The organism is Mammaliicoccus fleurettii, assembly GCF_002018435.1.
GTDB classification, from domain to species: Bacteria; Bacillota; Bacilli; order Staphylococcales; family Staphylococcaceae; genus Mammaliicoccus; species Mammaliicoccus fleurettii.
This window is the reverse complement of sequence record NZ_MWJM01000001.1, coordinates 169418-185281: the sequence shown is the minus strand read 5'-3', so window position 1 is coordinate 185281 and position 15864 is coordinate 169418. Positions and strand designations below refer to the sequence as shown.

Here is a 15864-nt window from a genome sequence, read left to right as displayed (position 1 = left end):
TTTTTCCCCCTTTAATCTACTTGATTATTTTTATAACTATTATAAAACGACTCATACTTAACTTTTCCAATACCGCCAACTATATATTTCCCAAATTTTGTTAAATTAAACAAATATGTTATACAAATTGCAAAAGTAACAGTCAATGTAAACGTAAATAATATATTAAATGCTGGATTATCATGTAATTTCCCTAATCTATGAACAATAAAATAGTGTATTAGATAAATAGAGAACGAATAATTACTAATGAATATAAAAAATCTTGGAACATACTTAGTATAAGATGATATTAAAAAGAATACCAGAATAATCATAGTAACATATAGAGGTGTATCTATACGTTTTGAATCTACTAAAGTTAGCCAACCAGATAAATAGTTGAACACAGTTATTACAGTAACAATTAAAGTACCGACTAGAATATGAACACTGTATCTTTGTATATTAGCCATGAATGTTTCATAGTAGTAACCCATATAAAAGCCTAATAAGAAATAACTTAGCCAACCTATAAAGACCATCCATCCTTCTCTTTGCCACATCCAATTTAAATAAAAGGCATCAGGTGCATCTATAAATGTTCGCATTGCCCAAAATAGGCTCGTTATAATTAATGAATAAAAAATCATCTTTATAGGATTCAACTTCACTAAATATTTAGCGAATAACATATGTAATGCGTAAAATTGAAAAATAATGATAATAAAATAAGTTAATGTTCCACCGTGAAACATCATAAAATTAACTGATTCCATATATTCTTTCAGGTTTTCAGGATGACCATACACATAAGCTAGCCCTAAATTGATAATAATATAAGGAATTCCTAAAATAAGTAACTTCTGCTTCACAAAGCCTTCTTTAACTTCTGTCTTATAATGCTTAGCTAATAAGAATTCAGAAATAAACACAAATATAGGTGTTGCATATAGTAATAATAATTGAAAAACTCTTAATAAATAGCCTTCATTTGGCATTTCAAATTTATAGAATGTTGTTGTTATAGTATGGATCATAACAATACTTAAACATGCCATTGCTCTCATCCAAAATATAACTGATGTATATACTTTCATAAATGTACTCCTCTTTAATTTTAACAATTATCTTACTATAGGATTTTTTACAAATAGTTAACAAATGCTAAATAATATACACTAATTATAACTATATATTGTTAAACAAATCTAGAGTAAATTTTTTTGACAAAAAATTTTCTTGTAAATAAAGATAAATATAATATTTTGAAAGCTTCTAGTAAAAGTAATAGCCTCACATTCTAAGTGTTATATTTGAAGCATTTGAACAATTTAATTAAGTTATTCTATTTAAATTTTTAACTTAACACTTTACAAACACGAACACTTGTTCGTATAATGAAGATAATAATTCTACGAGAGGTGTTAATTATGAATAAGTATATAAACTTAATGATTAATAAATTTGAATCTTATATTTACATGTTAGATAGCATTGAGCCAACTAATGACACCGCAAAATTTTTAAACGACAAAGTTATTTATAAAGAAATAAACAATGTTTGTAATTATCTTAAGTCATTTAATAGTCGAACAGAAAAGTTCATCTTATATTCAGATTATTTAGAGTTACTATGCACAGTTTATGATGACGTACAGTCTTCACATACTCAAAGAAATACTATGATTGTTGCATTAAACAACTCGATTCATCGCTTAAATAAAATAAATAAGGAACTTGCATATGAAAGTCATTAATCCGAGTATGCCTGAACCATACAAATATGAATCTGATTATCGAAAAATACCAAATAAATATCTTCAACAAAACATACCTAAAGGCCGTGGTATGATTAAATGGGCACCATTTGCGACAATGCCACAACAATACGAAACGATTAAACAGTTTATAAGAGATCAAACAAAGGTTGATAAACCTATATTAGAGGACACTGCATTAAACGATTTAAATCATGTTTTAGCAGAGAAGATATTCTATAATCCAAAAGCATCAATTAAATATTGGGATAATGGTTATTTTAAAGAAGTAGACTGTGAAATAAATAAATTTGATAGTGAACGAAATAAGTTAGAAGTGCTTAAAAATAATGAGTTGCTAAAGCTAAATATGGATTGCATTGTAGAGATAGAATAAGCGTTAATAAGGGGGTTTTCTACTATGGTAAATATAGAGAAAATAATAAATGAGAATCAAAAAGCACTTAAACTGCCCAATGAAAAGTTTGAATTATACGGAAAATTAATCGTTACAAGAGCAAATAATTTATGGAATTATCATGAAATTTTAACTGAAACTGAAACAATGGTTTTTCCAGATGAAAATTATCAACTAGACATAATTAATCAAAATGGATTTGCACTTGGTGCTTTTGAAAATAATGAATGTGTAGGTTTAGCAATTTTCGAAAATAATTGGAACAAATATCTATATCTAAGTGATTTAAAAGTGGCTTCATCACATCGCAGAAAAAATATTGCTTCAATGTTGTTAGATGCAGCAATATCAGAAGCAAAAACAAAAGAAATATATGGACTATATACAATTGCGCAAGACAATAACTTAAGCGCTAATCACTTTTATTTACGTTATGGATTTGAAATAGGCGGATTAAATACGAAAGACTATAGTTTCACTAACCAAGAAGGTAAATATGATATATATTATTATTTAGATTTTTAAAATAAAAATAAGCATATCACTAGAACTGATTACTACAGTTTTACAGTGATATGCTTATTTTTATAAGAACAACCAAAAAGTACAAATCAAATTTCTTTAACACATATACATGTCCCAGACACTATTTTGTATTGTTAAATATATAATCACCTATATATTTAGATGATTCTCCTTTTTCTAAAGAACAGAATTTCTCATAAAACTTCTCTATCTTATCTTTATATTTTTCTTTATGTTCGTCAATATTTTTTAACTCTTCTGCTAATTTAAACTCATCTGTTATAATTTCACCTGGTAAGTCAGTCATATAATTCATATAGAATCCTCTTAAACCTTTATCATACTTTTCAATATCATAAGCAAAAAAGAATTGAGGTTTCTTAAGAATACCAAAGTCAAACATAACCGAAGAGTAGTCTGTAATTAAAGCATCAGATATTAAGTATAATTCAGAAATATCATTATAATTAGATACATCAATAGCAAAGTCTTCATATCCATTTAAATCTAGAGCATTAGAAATCAAATAGTGCATTCTAAGTAATATGACATATTCGTCACCTAACTCTTTTTGTAAATTTTCTAGATTAATTTTTAAATCAAATAGATACTTTCCTTTTTTGACAAATTCATCATCTCTCCATGTAGGAGCGTACATAATGATTTTTTTTCCTTCAGGTAAATTCAAATCTTTTTTTATTTGTTCGATATATTCTTGATCATTACTTCTATTAACTAATACATCATTTCTAGGATAACCAATTTCCATCGTTCTTTCTTCATCCATCCAGAAAGCAGTTTTAAAAATATTTGTTGAATATCTGTTTGGAGAAACTAAATAATCCCATCTTGATGTTTCAGCATAAAAATTCTTTTTGTAATTAGACGTAGTTGTACCTGGCATTCTAACAACTTTCATATCGTTAGCTAATCTTTTTAATGGTGTACCGTGCCAAGTTTGAATATATATTTGATTTTCTTTCTTGTTTAAATAAAGAGGTAGTCTAGCATTGGTAACCCAAAACTTTGCTTTAGAGTATGCATCGTAATATTCTTTAGATCCTTTTTTAACTTTCTCAGCATTTCCGATAATTACATTTTGTTCAGGTTTGGCAAATACCCAAATGTAATTTAATTGAGGATAGTTTCTTTGCATATATTCATATATATATTTAGGACTATCACTATAATTTTTGCCACCAAATGATTCAAATACAATTGTGTTTGAATCTACACCTTCTTCTTTATCAAACAATTGATATTTAGAACGATTTTTCAATTTATTATTTTGTAATATATTTTTCACATGTCTACTTACATATCTAAGATTATTAACATACTTTGCATTTTCGATCGCATTCATAGATAAAAATAGTATCTCTAAGTTGTACAAAATTTTAGAGTCTTTCATTAAGTCCCACTTTAAAGATTTAACAACCTTAACTAATGGTTTCTCAAGGGTATTGTATCTCAACTCAATATCTTTTAAAGATGGATCGAAACCATTTTTGATTTCTTTTTTCATTTTATTAGTTAAGAAATGAATTACTTTTTTATTATCAGTTCTTTCAATAGAATCGAAATAGCTATTAACATAGTCTTCAAATGTTAATATAAATTCTTGGTCAGTTAGAGTATTTCCTTCAAATGGATCGTATACTTCACCTCTATAATAAAACGGAAAATCAAATATTCTGGCAAATCTTTCAACATACTTCATATAATCAAGTACAAATGAAGCATCAGTGTATATTTTTAAATTCTCATTAAATCTAATGTTATGAGCTTGAATAATTGCATTTTTAAATAAAATATTACAAACAGTATTCTTTCTTAAAAATGAATTAGGATTAGAATTTTGAGTTAAATATTCAACTCTTACTTTATCTTTATTAACGTATTGTGGTTTATTCATAGTGAATTTGTGTATAGGTGCTACTAATCCATCCAATCCGTTAACTTTAGATAAATAATACTCAACTGAATAACTTGCTAGTTGGTCGTCTGCGTCTAAAAACATAACATATTGTGTATTTACATGTTCTAAAGCAATATTTCTAGCATGTGCATGACCTGAATTATTTTCTAATGTAATAAAGTTAATGTGTTTATCATAGGTATTAATCGACTCTTTAACTAAATTAGCTGATGAGTCAGTTGAACCATCATCGACAATAATCAAATCAAAGTTTTGATTTCTTTGACTTTTTATACTTTCTATACAGTCTAATATATGATCTTTATTATTATAAAATGTAATAATAATCGATAATTTATTCATTTTTTCTCCCCATTTTTTCAAACTTTTAATATTTTAATTCATCTAGTAAGTTTTTATAATTATTAATTGCAGATTCTAGACTAAATCTATTATTCAATTTTACATCTTTCAAAGGTATATTTCTAGCATTTTCCATAGCTGTTGCAAGTTCGTCAATATTGTCTTTTTCTACTAGAATGCCATTTTTATTATTTTCTATTAATTCACTTGAACCATATTTAATATTGTAAGATAAAACTGGACATCCATTATTTAAACTTTCCATTATAGTAAGTCCAAAACCTTCAAATTTACTAGTTAAAATAGAAGCAATTGAATTTTCGAAAACTTTTTCAGGATTACTAGTGTACCCTTTAAATTCTACATATTCATTTAAATTCAATTCTTTCACTAGTATTTTTAATGAGTTCAACTCTCCATTTTCATCTTTACCATATATAAGTAATTTTGAATCATTACCTTTACTTATATATATACTAAAAGCTTTAATAATATGATCAATTTGCTTTTCTTTTGAAATTCTACCAACGTAACAAAATTGATTGTTTTTCTCGTTAATTTCATGAGATTTCATTTTCTCAACAAAATGTGGAATTACTTTGAATTTATCATCTTCAATCTCGAAGTCTTTTTGAATATCTTTTTTTTGATAATCAGTAAGAACTATATACTTATCAATAATATCATCACTATTTAAAACCAGCTTATAAGAACCTCTAATTCCTCTTTCCACTAAATGAGTGCTATGAAACACAGCTACCCTTTTTAAATTTTTATCACATTCTATTAATGATTTATCCAATAACCTAGCATCATTAAACACTATTGAATCATCTTCAAGAACATTATTGAAATAATAAGTAAACATCTCTTTTTCATTTCTAAAAAATTTAGCTGGTCTATTACCTTGATAAAACGTTATATACAAAATTTTATTCTTCTCAACATCAGAATAGTATTTTTTTAAATATATATATCCTACCTTATTATAATATTCTTCGTATAATTTATTATAACTTGTTGGTGAATAGTTAGTAATTCTATGAAGCACACCATTTCTTGTATACTCTCTTCTTTCCAACCTTTTACTTGATATAGGCGACATAAAATCTTCGAACAGCAAAATTTTAGTACCAAAGTAAAATTTTCTATATAACACATATTCATCCTTATTATAGTATCTAACAATGTTTTTATTAATTTTTTCATTTAAGTGTTCAATAGTGTACTCTGTTTCTTTCTTTTTTTTAGTAAAAATTGTTGGACTAGAATATTTTTCAAGCAATTTGTCGTTAGATAGCCATTCATAAATATTTTTTATTTCTAAAGAATCACTTATGATATTTCTTTTCTTAAAGTCATCATAAACATTAAAATAATCCGGATTATAATTAGTAGTGTGGATAACAGACTTTTGGTTTAGATGTTCTTCTAAAAACTTGATTCTGTACAATAAGGATTTAGTTCGACCCCCATGTATCTTTGGTAGTATCGATGTAATAGTATATAACATAAAACTCCCCCACTATTTAATTTATAACAATATAAAAAAGTCTCACTCATTCGAGCGAGACTATGATTATCTACGATGTTTAACTTATATATAGTAAACCATAATATTAAGAAAATGTAAATTATCATATAAAGTCATTAACTGACTTTAGTTAAGTTATTTACACTAATAATTCTAAAGTTTTAATAACTCCACTTTTATTATTATTTACTGAAATTAGATTTGCTGCTTCTTTTAGTTCTGGATATGCGTTATCCATTGCTACTTTATACTTAGCTGATTTAAATAAGTCGATATCGTTTAAACCATCTCCAAAAGCAATTGTTTCAGATGGATCTATATTTAAAATACTTTGTATTCTATTTATAGTCGTTCCTTTATTAACACCTAATGCTGTAATATCAATCCAATAATGTTCAGAAGCAACTATATAAACCTCATTTTTAAAGTAACCAATTTGTTCGGCTGTATTCTTACATTTCCCTTTAATATCATGAACTGTAATCTTTAAGAAATCACTTTTTATTTCTACAAAATCTTTTATGTATTTCACATTTTGATATGATCCATGCACAAATTTACGTTCTTCTTCAGAAGTAGATTCTAAAACATAAGCAACTTCTTCTGTACAAGCTATAATAGTCTGTTCTTCATCTATTTCTTTTAACGATTCAATAATATTTAAGCCTAAATTATTATTGATAGTAGCTGTATATAGAAATTCTCCATTATACTTTATACGCGTAGCACTATCTCCAATGATAAAAGTATCGTTACTCAAATCTCCCACAATATTTTCGACTCTTTCGCATTGTTTCCCAGTACAAAATACAAATCTAATATCTTTAGAAACCAAATTTTCCTTTAATGCTTTAAAAGCTTCTCTATTAAAATCACTATTACTATCTAAAAAAGTCCCATCCATATCTGTTACAACTAATTTAATATCCAATTTAATACCCCTTTTTATACGGTTTAATTATATTGTACCGGTATAATTAAAAATGTACAAATGATTTTGTTTATATTAATATCCCGCTATTATAAAGTGTCACCCATTTATAGATAACAAAAAACCCTCTAACCGTTGTGGTTAAAGGGTTTTAAATTTAAGGGCAACTATTTAGCGTATTCGAATAATGATTCTTTATATTTATTTATACTTTATATAGTGCTTTGCCATTTTTGCTCTTAAAATGATATCTGCACTCAACCTTTTCTTTAATTAGGTTATTACATAATTCATTGTTGTGTCTATTTGTTTAAATATTTATCACTTTTTTTATTCTTTTACTCTTTCCAGGTACATGCATGTCTGAGTTTAAAAATTTATTTATTTCCGAACTTGGCACCCATCTATAATCTATTGTTTCACCTTTTTGTAGTACAATACTTTCTTTATCAATATCTACATTTGCAATAAAAATCACAAAAATAGTATTATATTGTTCTGAAATATTTAAACCTACTTGTTTCAAATCAGAAATATTAATTCCCGTCTCTTCGAAAGTCTCTCTTTTAGCAGCTTGTATAGGGCTTTCTCCTCTTAAAACACTCCCTCCAACCGATACTTCATAAAGCCCTGGATAACTTTTATCAAAATCTCTTCTCATAGCTAAATAATTACCATCACTATTAATAATCACAACTTCTGATACTAGATGAAAAACATTATCTTTTATTTTTTCACCTCTGATTAGGTCAAAATCTAGTTTATTTAAATGAATATCATAAGCATCCCATTTTTCCATATTACAACCCTCAATTCACAATTAAATTAATAGTACACTATTATATAATTGGGCAAAAGATAGAACATAAAAGCGAACATTTTAGAATTTTTCCCAGAAATATTAAAAATTACAAACTAAAAACCCTCTAACCGTTGTGGTTAAAGGGTTTTAAATTTAAGGGCAACTATTTAGCGTATTCGGTTAGTGATTTTACATACTTATTTATACTTCATATATGATGGCTTTCTTCTATATAAATGTAACTATGAATGTTATAACTACAATCTATACTTATTTATACTTTATATGATGCTTGCCCTTTTTTTGCCCTTAAATTTAAGGAATGTCCATTTTCGAAATAGGTATTTTATGTTTTTTTCTAAATATTTAAGGATTGTTATTGAATGCACCATCTACATTGAATTTTTTCATTTCTTTTACTTCTTCTTCATTGTTTAATGTAAATACGTGAACTTTCAATTCATGTTTATGACACTGTTCTACTAAATCTTTGTTTACAAGATCTTTGTTAAATCCAAGTCCATATGCATAGTTAGACAGGCGTTTTAATTCTTTGTCATTTAATTTTAATATATCTTTATCATCAATGAGCTGAATGAGTGGAATGCTTTCATTTAATTTATGTATATTTTTTAAACTCGATTCAGAAAATGATTGAATGATTAATTTACCTTTTTTTAATCCATCTTCATCTAACATATTATTATTCTCTAAGTCATTAATTAACTGTTTATCCATACCTGGATACATATCAGGATGTTTCGTTTCAATATAGAAATTTGTTTTTTTCTTATATTTATTTAACACATCATTTAGTTCTGGAACTTTTTCACCTTTGAATTTTTTGTCAAACCAGGCGCCTGCATCTAGTCTTTTTATTTCTTCATAGGATTTATTTTTAACCAGTCCTGTACCATTTGTCGTTCTATCTAATTTATTATCATGCATTGCAATTAATTTTTTATCTTTAGTCATTTGTAAGTCAAGTTCCGTATAATCTGCATTTTGTTTAATAGCCTTATCATATGCAACATATGTATGTTCTGGTGTAGAACCACTTGCTCCTCTATGAGCTATATTTAAATAATCTTTATCTAATACACTTTCATGATTATTGCAACCACTCAATATTGTAAAACAGGTGATACTTAAACTTATTATTTTATTCACCTATAAAACCTCCTTTATGTATATATTCTATACAAATTTAATACATTTAGACAAATACATTTCAAAAGTTATTACTCTTTTTTCTATATTTCAAATTAATACTACTTATTTATCCACTGTACAAAAACAGAACACTTATACGTATAACAGAACTACTAATTAACGGAGGGTGTCTATTATGAACGTTATTAATCCTAGTATGCCTGAACCATATAAATATGAAACAGATTATCGTAATATACCTAAACAATATCTGAACTCAAACATTCCACAAGGACGCAAGGTTATTAAATGGCAACCATTTGCAACGATGCCCCAACAGTATGAAACGATTAACGGATTCATTGAAGACCAAAACAAAGTTGATAAACCTATCTTTGATGAGTTAGCGTTACGTGATTTGAACGATGTGTTGGCACAAAAATTATTTTACGATCCACCAGCTACAATTAAGTATTGGGAAGTTGGTTATTACAAAACGATTGAATGTGAGATTAATAAGTTTGATAGCGAACGTAACAAGTTAGAGGTATTGGAAAATGGTGAGAAAGTATTGTTGAGTATGGATTGTATTGTGGAGATAGAGTAGAAAACACCATATTTACAGTACATTTATGGTAAAGTGTATATTATATTAAAGCATAAATAATTATAATCCAAAAACATATAGGAGTAGATTCAACATGAACAATTTAGGGACTTTATATTTTTTCACAGGTAAAATGGGTGCTGGAAAAACAACAATGTCAAAACAATTAACGAAAGAAAAAAATGCAGTTTTATTATCAGAAGACGAATGGCTTGAAAGTCTGTATCCAAATAAAATTAAGACATTAGAAGATTATCAAAATTTGTCAAAACAAATAAAGCCTTTGATAAAAAAACATGTACAGAATATATTGTGTGTTGGGACAGATATAGTTATGGACTTTCCAGGAAATACCCAAAATCAAAGAAGATGGTTACTAAATATAGCTAATGAAGTAAATGCCTATCATAAACTTATATATATAAATGTTGATAACCAAAAATGTTTAGAACACCTAAAGAAAAGACAACTAGATGAACCAGAAAGGAATAATTTTGATACTGAATCTACTTTCAATTATCTCACTTCATTCTTCGAGGAACCCAACGAATCAGAAGGAATAAATATTATAGAAATTATTAGCAAAAATAAATAAAAAAGCCCACCAATTAAGGTGGGTAATTCTTCTTTATTTAGAATTATAAACTAAAATTTCATCTTCATCATAAGCGTCAACACTATGGTCAATAAATACATGTGTTTTTAAGTAAATCTTGTTATTTTCAACATCTATCTCATGATTTTCAAGTTTGAATTGGAAAGGTACTGTTTCTACTTCCTTAGCTTCAACTTTAAACTCCCCGGCATATATGTATGTATCCAATTCGTTTTCTACTTCTGAAAATTGACTTGTTTTGTCGTCGTTTTGAATTCTCTCCATTAATGTAATTTCAATTTTATTAATTTTTTGATCAGCATTTCCGCCTTTTAGCATGACAATACCTTTAATAAAATCATTTTCATAATTAACATTATTTTCGATAAGTGTATCCGCAGTTATTGAACCTACACCAATTGAAGTTAGCAAATTATTAAACATAAATATACGCCTCCTTGTTTTATTTAAATAAATTATATCACAACTTAAAATAACCCACCAATTAAGGTGGGTTTAGTTATGTTATATAAATAGTATTACTTGATTTTTTATTTTGAAAATATTTACTAATACAGTGTTTCTTACTATTAACAGTTTCGTTAAATGTTTCATTCTTCATCTGTTCTTTAGTTTTACCATTATGTTTACTGGGTAATACTAAATGTTGAGGATCCATACAAATTATTTTTATATTTTCATCTTCTAAATCATAAAACCAATAAACTCTAAGTGCATCTTGTGTTTCAAGTGGGCCACGTATATCACTTTTTACTAAGTAGTTTTCCTTAATAACTTCTCTAGTATTAACTTCTAAATATAATGTGAAAATAGATAGCATCCTACTATCATATTCCAGTGAGGTTACTCTATTTTTAATTAACGTTAAGTCATCCGAAAACTTTTGTATAATATTAATTTTATTTTGTTGTTTATGATCAGAAATAAAATTTGTGAATTTTAAATTAGAATTTGTAATAGAAGATTTTACACTTTCATTAAAGAAAATGATTTCTTTTTCTTTTCTTTTACTCAAATCAAAATCAATTTTGTTAGAGTTAAATTCATCTCTATTCGGTATGAATTCTTTATTTTCTATAACTACTTGTTTTCTTTTATTAAATCCTGAATTAAATCTAGGCATTTACTACCTCAATATATTCACTAATAATAGCATCGTTATCCATTTCATCTTGTGTTCTTATTTTTTTCTGCCACTCTTTATCTTCGTGAGTTCTCTCTACTAAACCAAAGTCGCTCACTTTATATGTGCTACGTATAATTTCTCTTAAATATTCAGTAATTTCTTTCTTCATAGTTTCATCAGTACCATTGAAGTCGTCGATATTAAATACCATATCATTATAAACATTATTATGTTTATTGTTTGTATATACTTCTCTTATAACTGGACCATATTGCCATGCCTCAAATTTACCTTCAAATAAATATTTTGGTAAGTTAAACTTATCGTCAGTTGTAAATTCAAATTCTTTACTGTTACTCATATTACCATATGAAGCGCCATAATATGCATATAGGAAATACAAAGTTTTTTGTAATCTAAGTGGTGAAATATCTTGTATTTCTTCTTTCATTAATCCAATAATATTGTCAATTGTAGTTAAATAATTATTAGTCATAACATTTCCCCTCCTTAATAACATACCTTATTTACTAAGATATACTACCAAATGCAACCAATAGTTACCTAAAGTTACATCCATCTTTAATATATTATACCATTTTGGACAAAAAGTGAATAGAATTTGTGTTGATTTTTTTCGCATAAATCAATTTAGATTCTCTTATCTACACTAAAACCCCATCACTATTGTGACAGGGCAAAGTAATGGAAGTTTTATTAGTAACTCAAGCACTATCAAAGTGCTTATATATAGTAATACTACATTTTTCTAATTTAATCAAATAAATACATTCCATAATAGTAAGGTGTTATCATGATATATTTAAATCGGTTATTTCTTTTCTATACTTAAATCTTCTAATTTGACTAAACATTCTTTTAAACGTTCAATTTCTTTGAAAGTATTTGGTTCTTCCCTAATCTTCTTAGAGATATCTTTAATTTCAAAAGCAACTTGCTCTAATGTAACATTTATTGGGCTAATTAATTTTTTACCTTCCAGCTTAACCGACTCCTTATATTTGTTACTTTTTTTACTTTAACACCCGTTCACAATCTTTTCAATTTTATTTGACTATTTTTTCTATTCTAATGATTATCTCTTTAAGCATCTCATATTCACTACGTAAGTCCATATTTTTTTCTTCACTTTTTTTATCCAACTGAATAGAAAGATACAATAAATCATCACTAATGTCTTTACAGTTGTGTTTTAGGTTGTTTTTAACTACCATAAATTACCTCTATCCTTTTTGAGTTCTAGTAATTATTTAAATATTTAAATAATTTAAAGTAAATATATAATATACTATAATTTGAATTCTTTCCATACTTATTTTCAAATTTTTTACTTTTTTGTAAAAACATAATATATACAAAAAAACACCCCACTAATGTGAGGTGTAAAGACAATTCGTCGAGGACATCATAATTGCAGGGGCAATATACGAGTCTATATAAATTATAACATTAATTACATTACCATTAAAAGTACTACCAATGTGCACAAAAAATAACCCTAGCCTATTCCAGTAAGCTAGGGTTTCATAATATAGTATCTACTTGGTAATCAAGTATTTGCAGTATATATATTATACTACATTATGTGACGGGTTTCTACCTATAATTAAGAGAAAGTACCCCATGCTGCACCCACTCTATTTCCTTTGCCATCAGATTTACCAATTGGCATGTAAACAGTCTTACCACTATGGACTTCCCAACTAATCCAAATGTAGCCTTCGTAGTCTTGAACTTCATCATAATTAACAGATTGGTTTAGTTCCAACGCACCAGCTACTGGATTGTGTATACTTGGTCCAGTATATCTAGTAACAATACCTTGTGTCGCTTTACATGTGAATGTACCTTTTTCTGCTTTGTACAAGATGCCCCATTTATTCTTTTTATAGCCGTTAACTTTAGCAGCACCTTTTTTCTTCGCTGGTTTAGCTTTTTGTTTTTCAGTTGGAATTGTTGTTTTATTTGGCACATCATTGCTTGCTGGACTACCAGCTTTTAATGACGGATCATTGTAATACTTTTCGATCTCTTTAATGAAGTAATCTTTCAATTCGTTCACAACTGATAATGGTGCTGCACCTTTTTTGACTGGGTCCCAACCTGTATGAATTGTCATTGAACGATGTGGGCAGGCAGTTGGTACGAACTCACAATGTAGTCGAACTGTTGAGCGATTGACTGGTAAGCCATAATACAGCATATCAGCTGCAGCTTTTTTAAATGTCGCTTGTTCATTAGCCATAAAATCTTTATTGCTAGCATTCATTGACTCGTCAACTTCATAACCGATATAGCCATTGTTACCGTCTTGATTAGCAGTATGCCACGCTACGCTATACGTATCAATAGCACGCCATACTGTGTGACGGTCAATGTAATAGTGAGCTATGCCAGCTTCATAACGTGCTATGGAAGCGTTACGTAAGTTATTGTAATCTTGTTTAGCTGATGAGTTACCAGCGGTGTTATGAATAACGACACCTTTAACGCCACCACTACGCTTAGCCATATTGTAATTAATCGTGTGATTGATTGTTTCGATTTTAGTAGACTTCTTGCTAGCACCTTTTTCAGCATCTTCATATGGTGGTCTGATAACACCTAAGAAATTAGTGTATTCATGGTCTTCAACAAACGCTGCTGGACTACCTTTAGTTAAACTTTCGTTATACCAGTTTTGGTCAATACTATTAAAGTATATCCCGTTTGCCTCTGTAACAATACCTGTATGACCATACTCACCACCAAACACAAATATATCTCCCGGTTGTGGTATTTGGTTTTTACCTTTGATTACTTGGAAACCTTTAGGGAATTTAAAATTGATGAAGTCTTTAGCGTTGCCTGTTGGATGCACGCCCCAATGTTCTTTAGTAAATGCGATGACAAAATCTGCACATTGTGAGCCATATTTCTTATCCATATCTAATCGTTTACCAATATTCTTAACTGCCCATTTTACGCCTTCTTGTTTTTTCACTTGTAAATCACTCCTTATATAAAATTAAAAAGCCGACTGATTAGCCGACTTATTTCATGCCTTTTTGTTTCAACATTTCTTCTTGTTTCTTAGCTTTATCAGTTACGATAAACGTATTCTTGTACACGCCATAGAACGTTAACGCTATTGGTATGCCTGTATTAAGCACGTTTACCCACGCATCAACCTTTTGTGGATTAATCCATTCAGCGCTTATTCCAGATGCATTTAACGCTAGATATAAAGCACCTAGAAAGCCACCAACTAATGCGATGAATTGTTTAGTTTTATCTTTATTCATTGTTATCCTCCTTAAAATAGTTGCGCAAGCCACGAAGCACCACCTATGATTGTTCCTAGTGTGGTAATGATGGCTATAATAATTTGCGTATTTCCTTTTTTGCGTTCACTTACTGAATGTTCGATTGCATCTATGCGATTTGTCGTTGTTTCTACATTAAATTCAACATCTTTTATTCTGTCGTTATAACCATCCAATTTATCATCTATACGTTCTAATATTTTATTAGTTCCTTTACTCGTTTCAGTTAGTGCGTTTGTACTATTAGATAAGCCTGTAATAATGATTTTCAAATCACTGTGTAATTGCATATGTTTACTATCTATATCTTTAATACGCCCCGTTAGTTTGCCCATATCTTCAATATGGTCTGCCTTTAATACAAATCTACTTTCGTCTGGCATATATCTCTGCACCTCCAAAGAATGCAATTACACCACAAGTAGCTGACAGTGTGGCGAACTGCATAGGTGTTAACCAATTGATCGCGTTGAATAGACTAGCACTTGTCATTAGTAAGTACATCAATGAACATGTTGCGCCACCAATTAACAAAGCCCAATGGAATAAGGCATTTCTCTTTGGCATTAACCAACACGCCCCGACTAGAAACAAACTTGATATAATCATTAAAATGCCCCACACCCATATAGGCATAACTTCATGTAATGCTTTATAAAATTCAGAATCACTTAATACTGCCTCTTGTTCAATTGTAAAGAATATCCCTCTCCATAAAGAAAATACACCTAGTCCAAATAATAAGGAGCTTGACAATATTTCGGGTAAAGTTAATTTATTCATCTTGCACCCACTTTCTATAGTTTG

General features: G+C 28.2%; 19 protein-coding genes. 5 read left to right on the top strand and 14 right to left on the bottom strand.

The genetic code is table 11. From position 1 onward, the window contains the following. Window positions 1-11: 11 nt before the first annotated feature. Window positions 12-1079 (bottom strand): acyltransferase family protein, encoded by a 1068-nt coding sequence (locus B2G86_RS00995; RefSeq protein ID WP_078356272.1) that lies wholly within the window; start codon window positions 1077-1079, stop codon window positions 12-14. Window positions 1080-1412: 333 nt separating this feature from the next. Between B2G86_RS00995 and B2G86_RS00990 the strand changes: the two genes are divergently transcribed. Genes B2G86_RS00990 through B2G86_RS00980 form a run of 3 tightly spaced genes read left to right on the top strand, consistent with a single transcriptional unit; the run spans window position 1413 to window position 2682 of the window. Continuing rightward, window positions 1413-1739 (top strand): hypothetical protein, encoded by a 327-nt coding sequence (locus tag B2G86_RS00990; RefSeq protein ID WP_078356271.1) that lies wholly within the window; start codon window positions 1413-1415, stop codon window positions 1737-1739. Next, window positions 1726-2136, top strand: a complete 411-nt coding sequence (locus B2G86_RS00985) for a YolD-like family protein (RefSeq protein WP_078356270.1) — start codon at window positions 1726-1728, stop codon at window positions 2134-2136. Before B2G86_RS00990 ends, B2G86_RS00985 begins: the two co-directional genes overlap by 14 nt. Window positions 2137-2160: 24 nt before the next feature. Continuing rightward, window positions 2161-2682, top strand: coding sequence for a GNAT family N-acetyltransferase (locus B2G86_RS00980; protein ID WP_078356269.1), 522 nt, complete (start codon window positions 2161-2163; stop codon window positions 2680-2682). Between the two features lie 121 nt (window positions 2683-2803). On the opposite strand, the gene B2G86_RS00975 is transcribed toward B2G86_RS00980, so the two are convergent. The 5 genes from B2G86_RS00975 to B2G86_RS00955 all read right to left on the bottom strand — a co-directional run bounded on the left by B2G86_RS00975 (window position 2804) and on the right by B2G86_RS00955 (window position 9400). Beyond that, window positions 2804-4963, bottom strand: a complete 2160-nt coding sequence (locus B2G86_RS00975; protein ID WP_078356268.1) for a bifunctional glycosyltransferase/CDP-glycerol:glycerophosphate glycerophosphotransferase — start codon at window positions 4961-4963, stop codon at window positions 2804-2806. 25 nt (window positions 4964-4988) lie between these two features. Further along, window positions 4989-6476, bottom strand: a complete 1488-nt coding sequence (locus B2G86_RS00970; protein ID WP_078356267.1) for a glycosyltransferase — start codon at window positions 6474-6476, stop codon at window positions 4989-4991. A 160-nt stretch (window positions 6477-6636) separates the two neighbouring features. Beyond that, window positions 6637-7428 carry a Cof-type HAD-IIB family hydrolase gene (locus B2G86_RS00965; RefSeq protein ID WP_078356266.1) on the bottom strand — a complete coding sequence of 264 codons (792 nt, stop codon included), beginning with the start codon at window positions 7426-7428 and terminating at the stop codon, window positions 6637-6639. A gap of 310 nt (window positions 7429-7738) precedes the next feature. Continuing rightward, window positions 7739-8227: an NUDIX hydrolase gene (locus tag B2G86_RS00960; RefSeq protein WP_078356265.1), complete on the bottom strand. Its 489-nt coding sequence runs from the start codon at window positions 8225-8227 to the stop codon at window positions 7739-7741. A 369-nt stretch (window positions 8228-8596) separates the two neighbouring features. Continuing rightward, window positions 8597-9400 (bottom strand): glycerophosphodiester phosphodiesterase family protein, encoded by an 804-nt coding sequence (locus tag B2G86_RS00955; RefSeq protein WP_078356264.1) that lies wholly within the window; start codon window positions 9398-9400, stop codon window positions 8597-8599. 178 nt (window positions 9401-9578) lie between these two features. On the opposite strand from B2G86_RS00955, the gene B2G86_RS00950 reads away from it, so the two are divergent. Together B2G86_RS00950 and B2G86_RS00945 are read left to right on the top strand one after the other, a co-directional pair. Then, window positions 9579-9989, top strand: a complete 411-nt coding sequence (locus B2G86_RS00950) for a YolD-like family protein (protein WP_078356263.1) — start codon at window positions 9579-9581, stop codon at window positions 9987-9989. A gap of 94 nt (window positions 9990-10083) precedes the next feature. Then, the gene (locus tag B2G86_RS00945; protein WP_078356262.1) at window positions 10084-10584 is read left to right on the top strand and encodes a P-loop nucleotide/nucleoside kinase family protein; all 501 of its coding nucleotides are present in this window, start codon (window positions 10084-10086) and stop codon (window positions 10582-10584) included. 33 nt (window positions 10585-10617) lie between these two features. Here B2G86_RS00945 and B2G86_RS00940 read toward each other — a convergent pair whose 3' ends face one another. The 8 genes from B2G86_RS00940 to B2G86_RS00910 form a co-directional block, all read right to left on the bottom strand. Beyond that, the gene (locus B2G86_RS00940) at window positions 10618-11028 is read right to left on the bottom strand and encodes a sporulation protein (RefSeq protein WP_078356261.1); all 411 of its coding nucleotides are present in this window, start codon (window positions 11026-11028) and stop codon (window positions 10618-10620) included. 76 nt (window positions 11029-11104) lie between these two features. Continuing rightward, window positions 11105-11728, bottom strand: a complete 624-nt coding sequence (locus B2G86_RS00935) for a hypothetical protein (protein ID WP_078356260.1) — start codon at window positions 11726-11728, stop codon at window positions 11105-11107. After that, window positions 11721-12227, bottom strand: a complete 507-nt coding sequence (locus tag B2G86_RS00930; RefSeq protein ID WP_078356259.1) for a Panacea domain-containing protein — start codon at window positions 12225-12227, stop codon at window positions 11721-11723. Before B2G86_RS00930 ends, B2G86_RS00935 begins: the two co-directional genes overlap by 8 nt. Window positions 12228-12798: 571 nt before the next feature. After that, complete coding sequence (locus B2G86_RS13265) at window positions 12799-12966, bottom strand: hypothetical protein (protein WP_158079014.1); 168 nt, start codon at window positions 12964-12966, stop codon at window positions 12799-12801. 392 nt (window positions 12967-13358) lie between these two features. Further along, on the bottom strand, window positions 13359-14735 hold the full coding sequence (locus tag B2G86_RS00925; RefSeq protein WP_078356258.1) for an SH3 domain-containing protein: 1377 nt from the start codon (window positions 14733-14735) through the stop codon (window positions 13359-13361). 49 nt (window positions 14736-14784) lie between these two features. Further along, entirely contained in the window at window positions 14785-15036 is a 252-nt protein-coding gene (locus B2G86_RS00920; protein WP_078356257.1) for a phage holin, read from the bottom strand. Between the two features lie 11 nt (window positions 15037-15047). Next, a complete protein-coding gene (locus tag B2G86_RS00915) occupies window positions 15048-15440 on the bottom strand; it encodes a hypothetical protein (protein ID WP_078356256.1) in 393 nt (130 codons plus the stop codon). Next, on the bottom strand, window positions 15424-15840 hold the full coding sequence (locus tag B2G86_RS00910; protein ID WP_078356255.1) for a hypothetical protein: 417 nt from the start codon (window positions 15838-15840) through the stop codon (window positions 15424-15426). The genes B2G86_RS00915 and B2G86_RS00910 overlap by 17 nt, the downstream gene beginning before the upstream one ends. Between the last annotated feature and the right edge of the window lie 24 nt (window positions 15841-15864).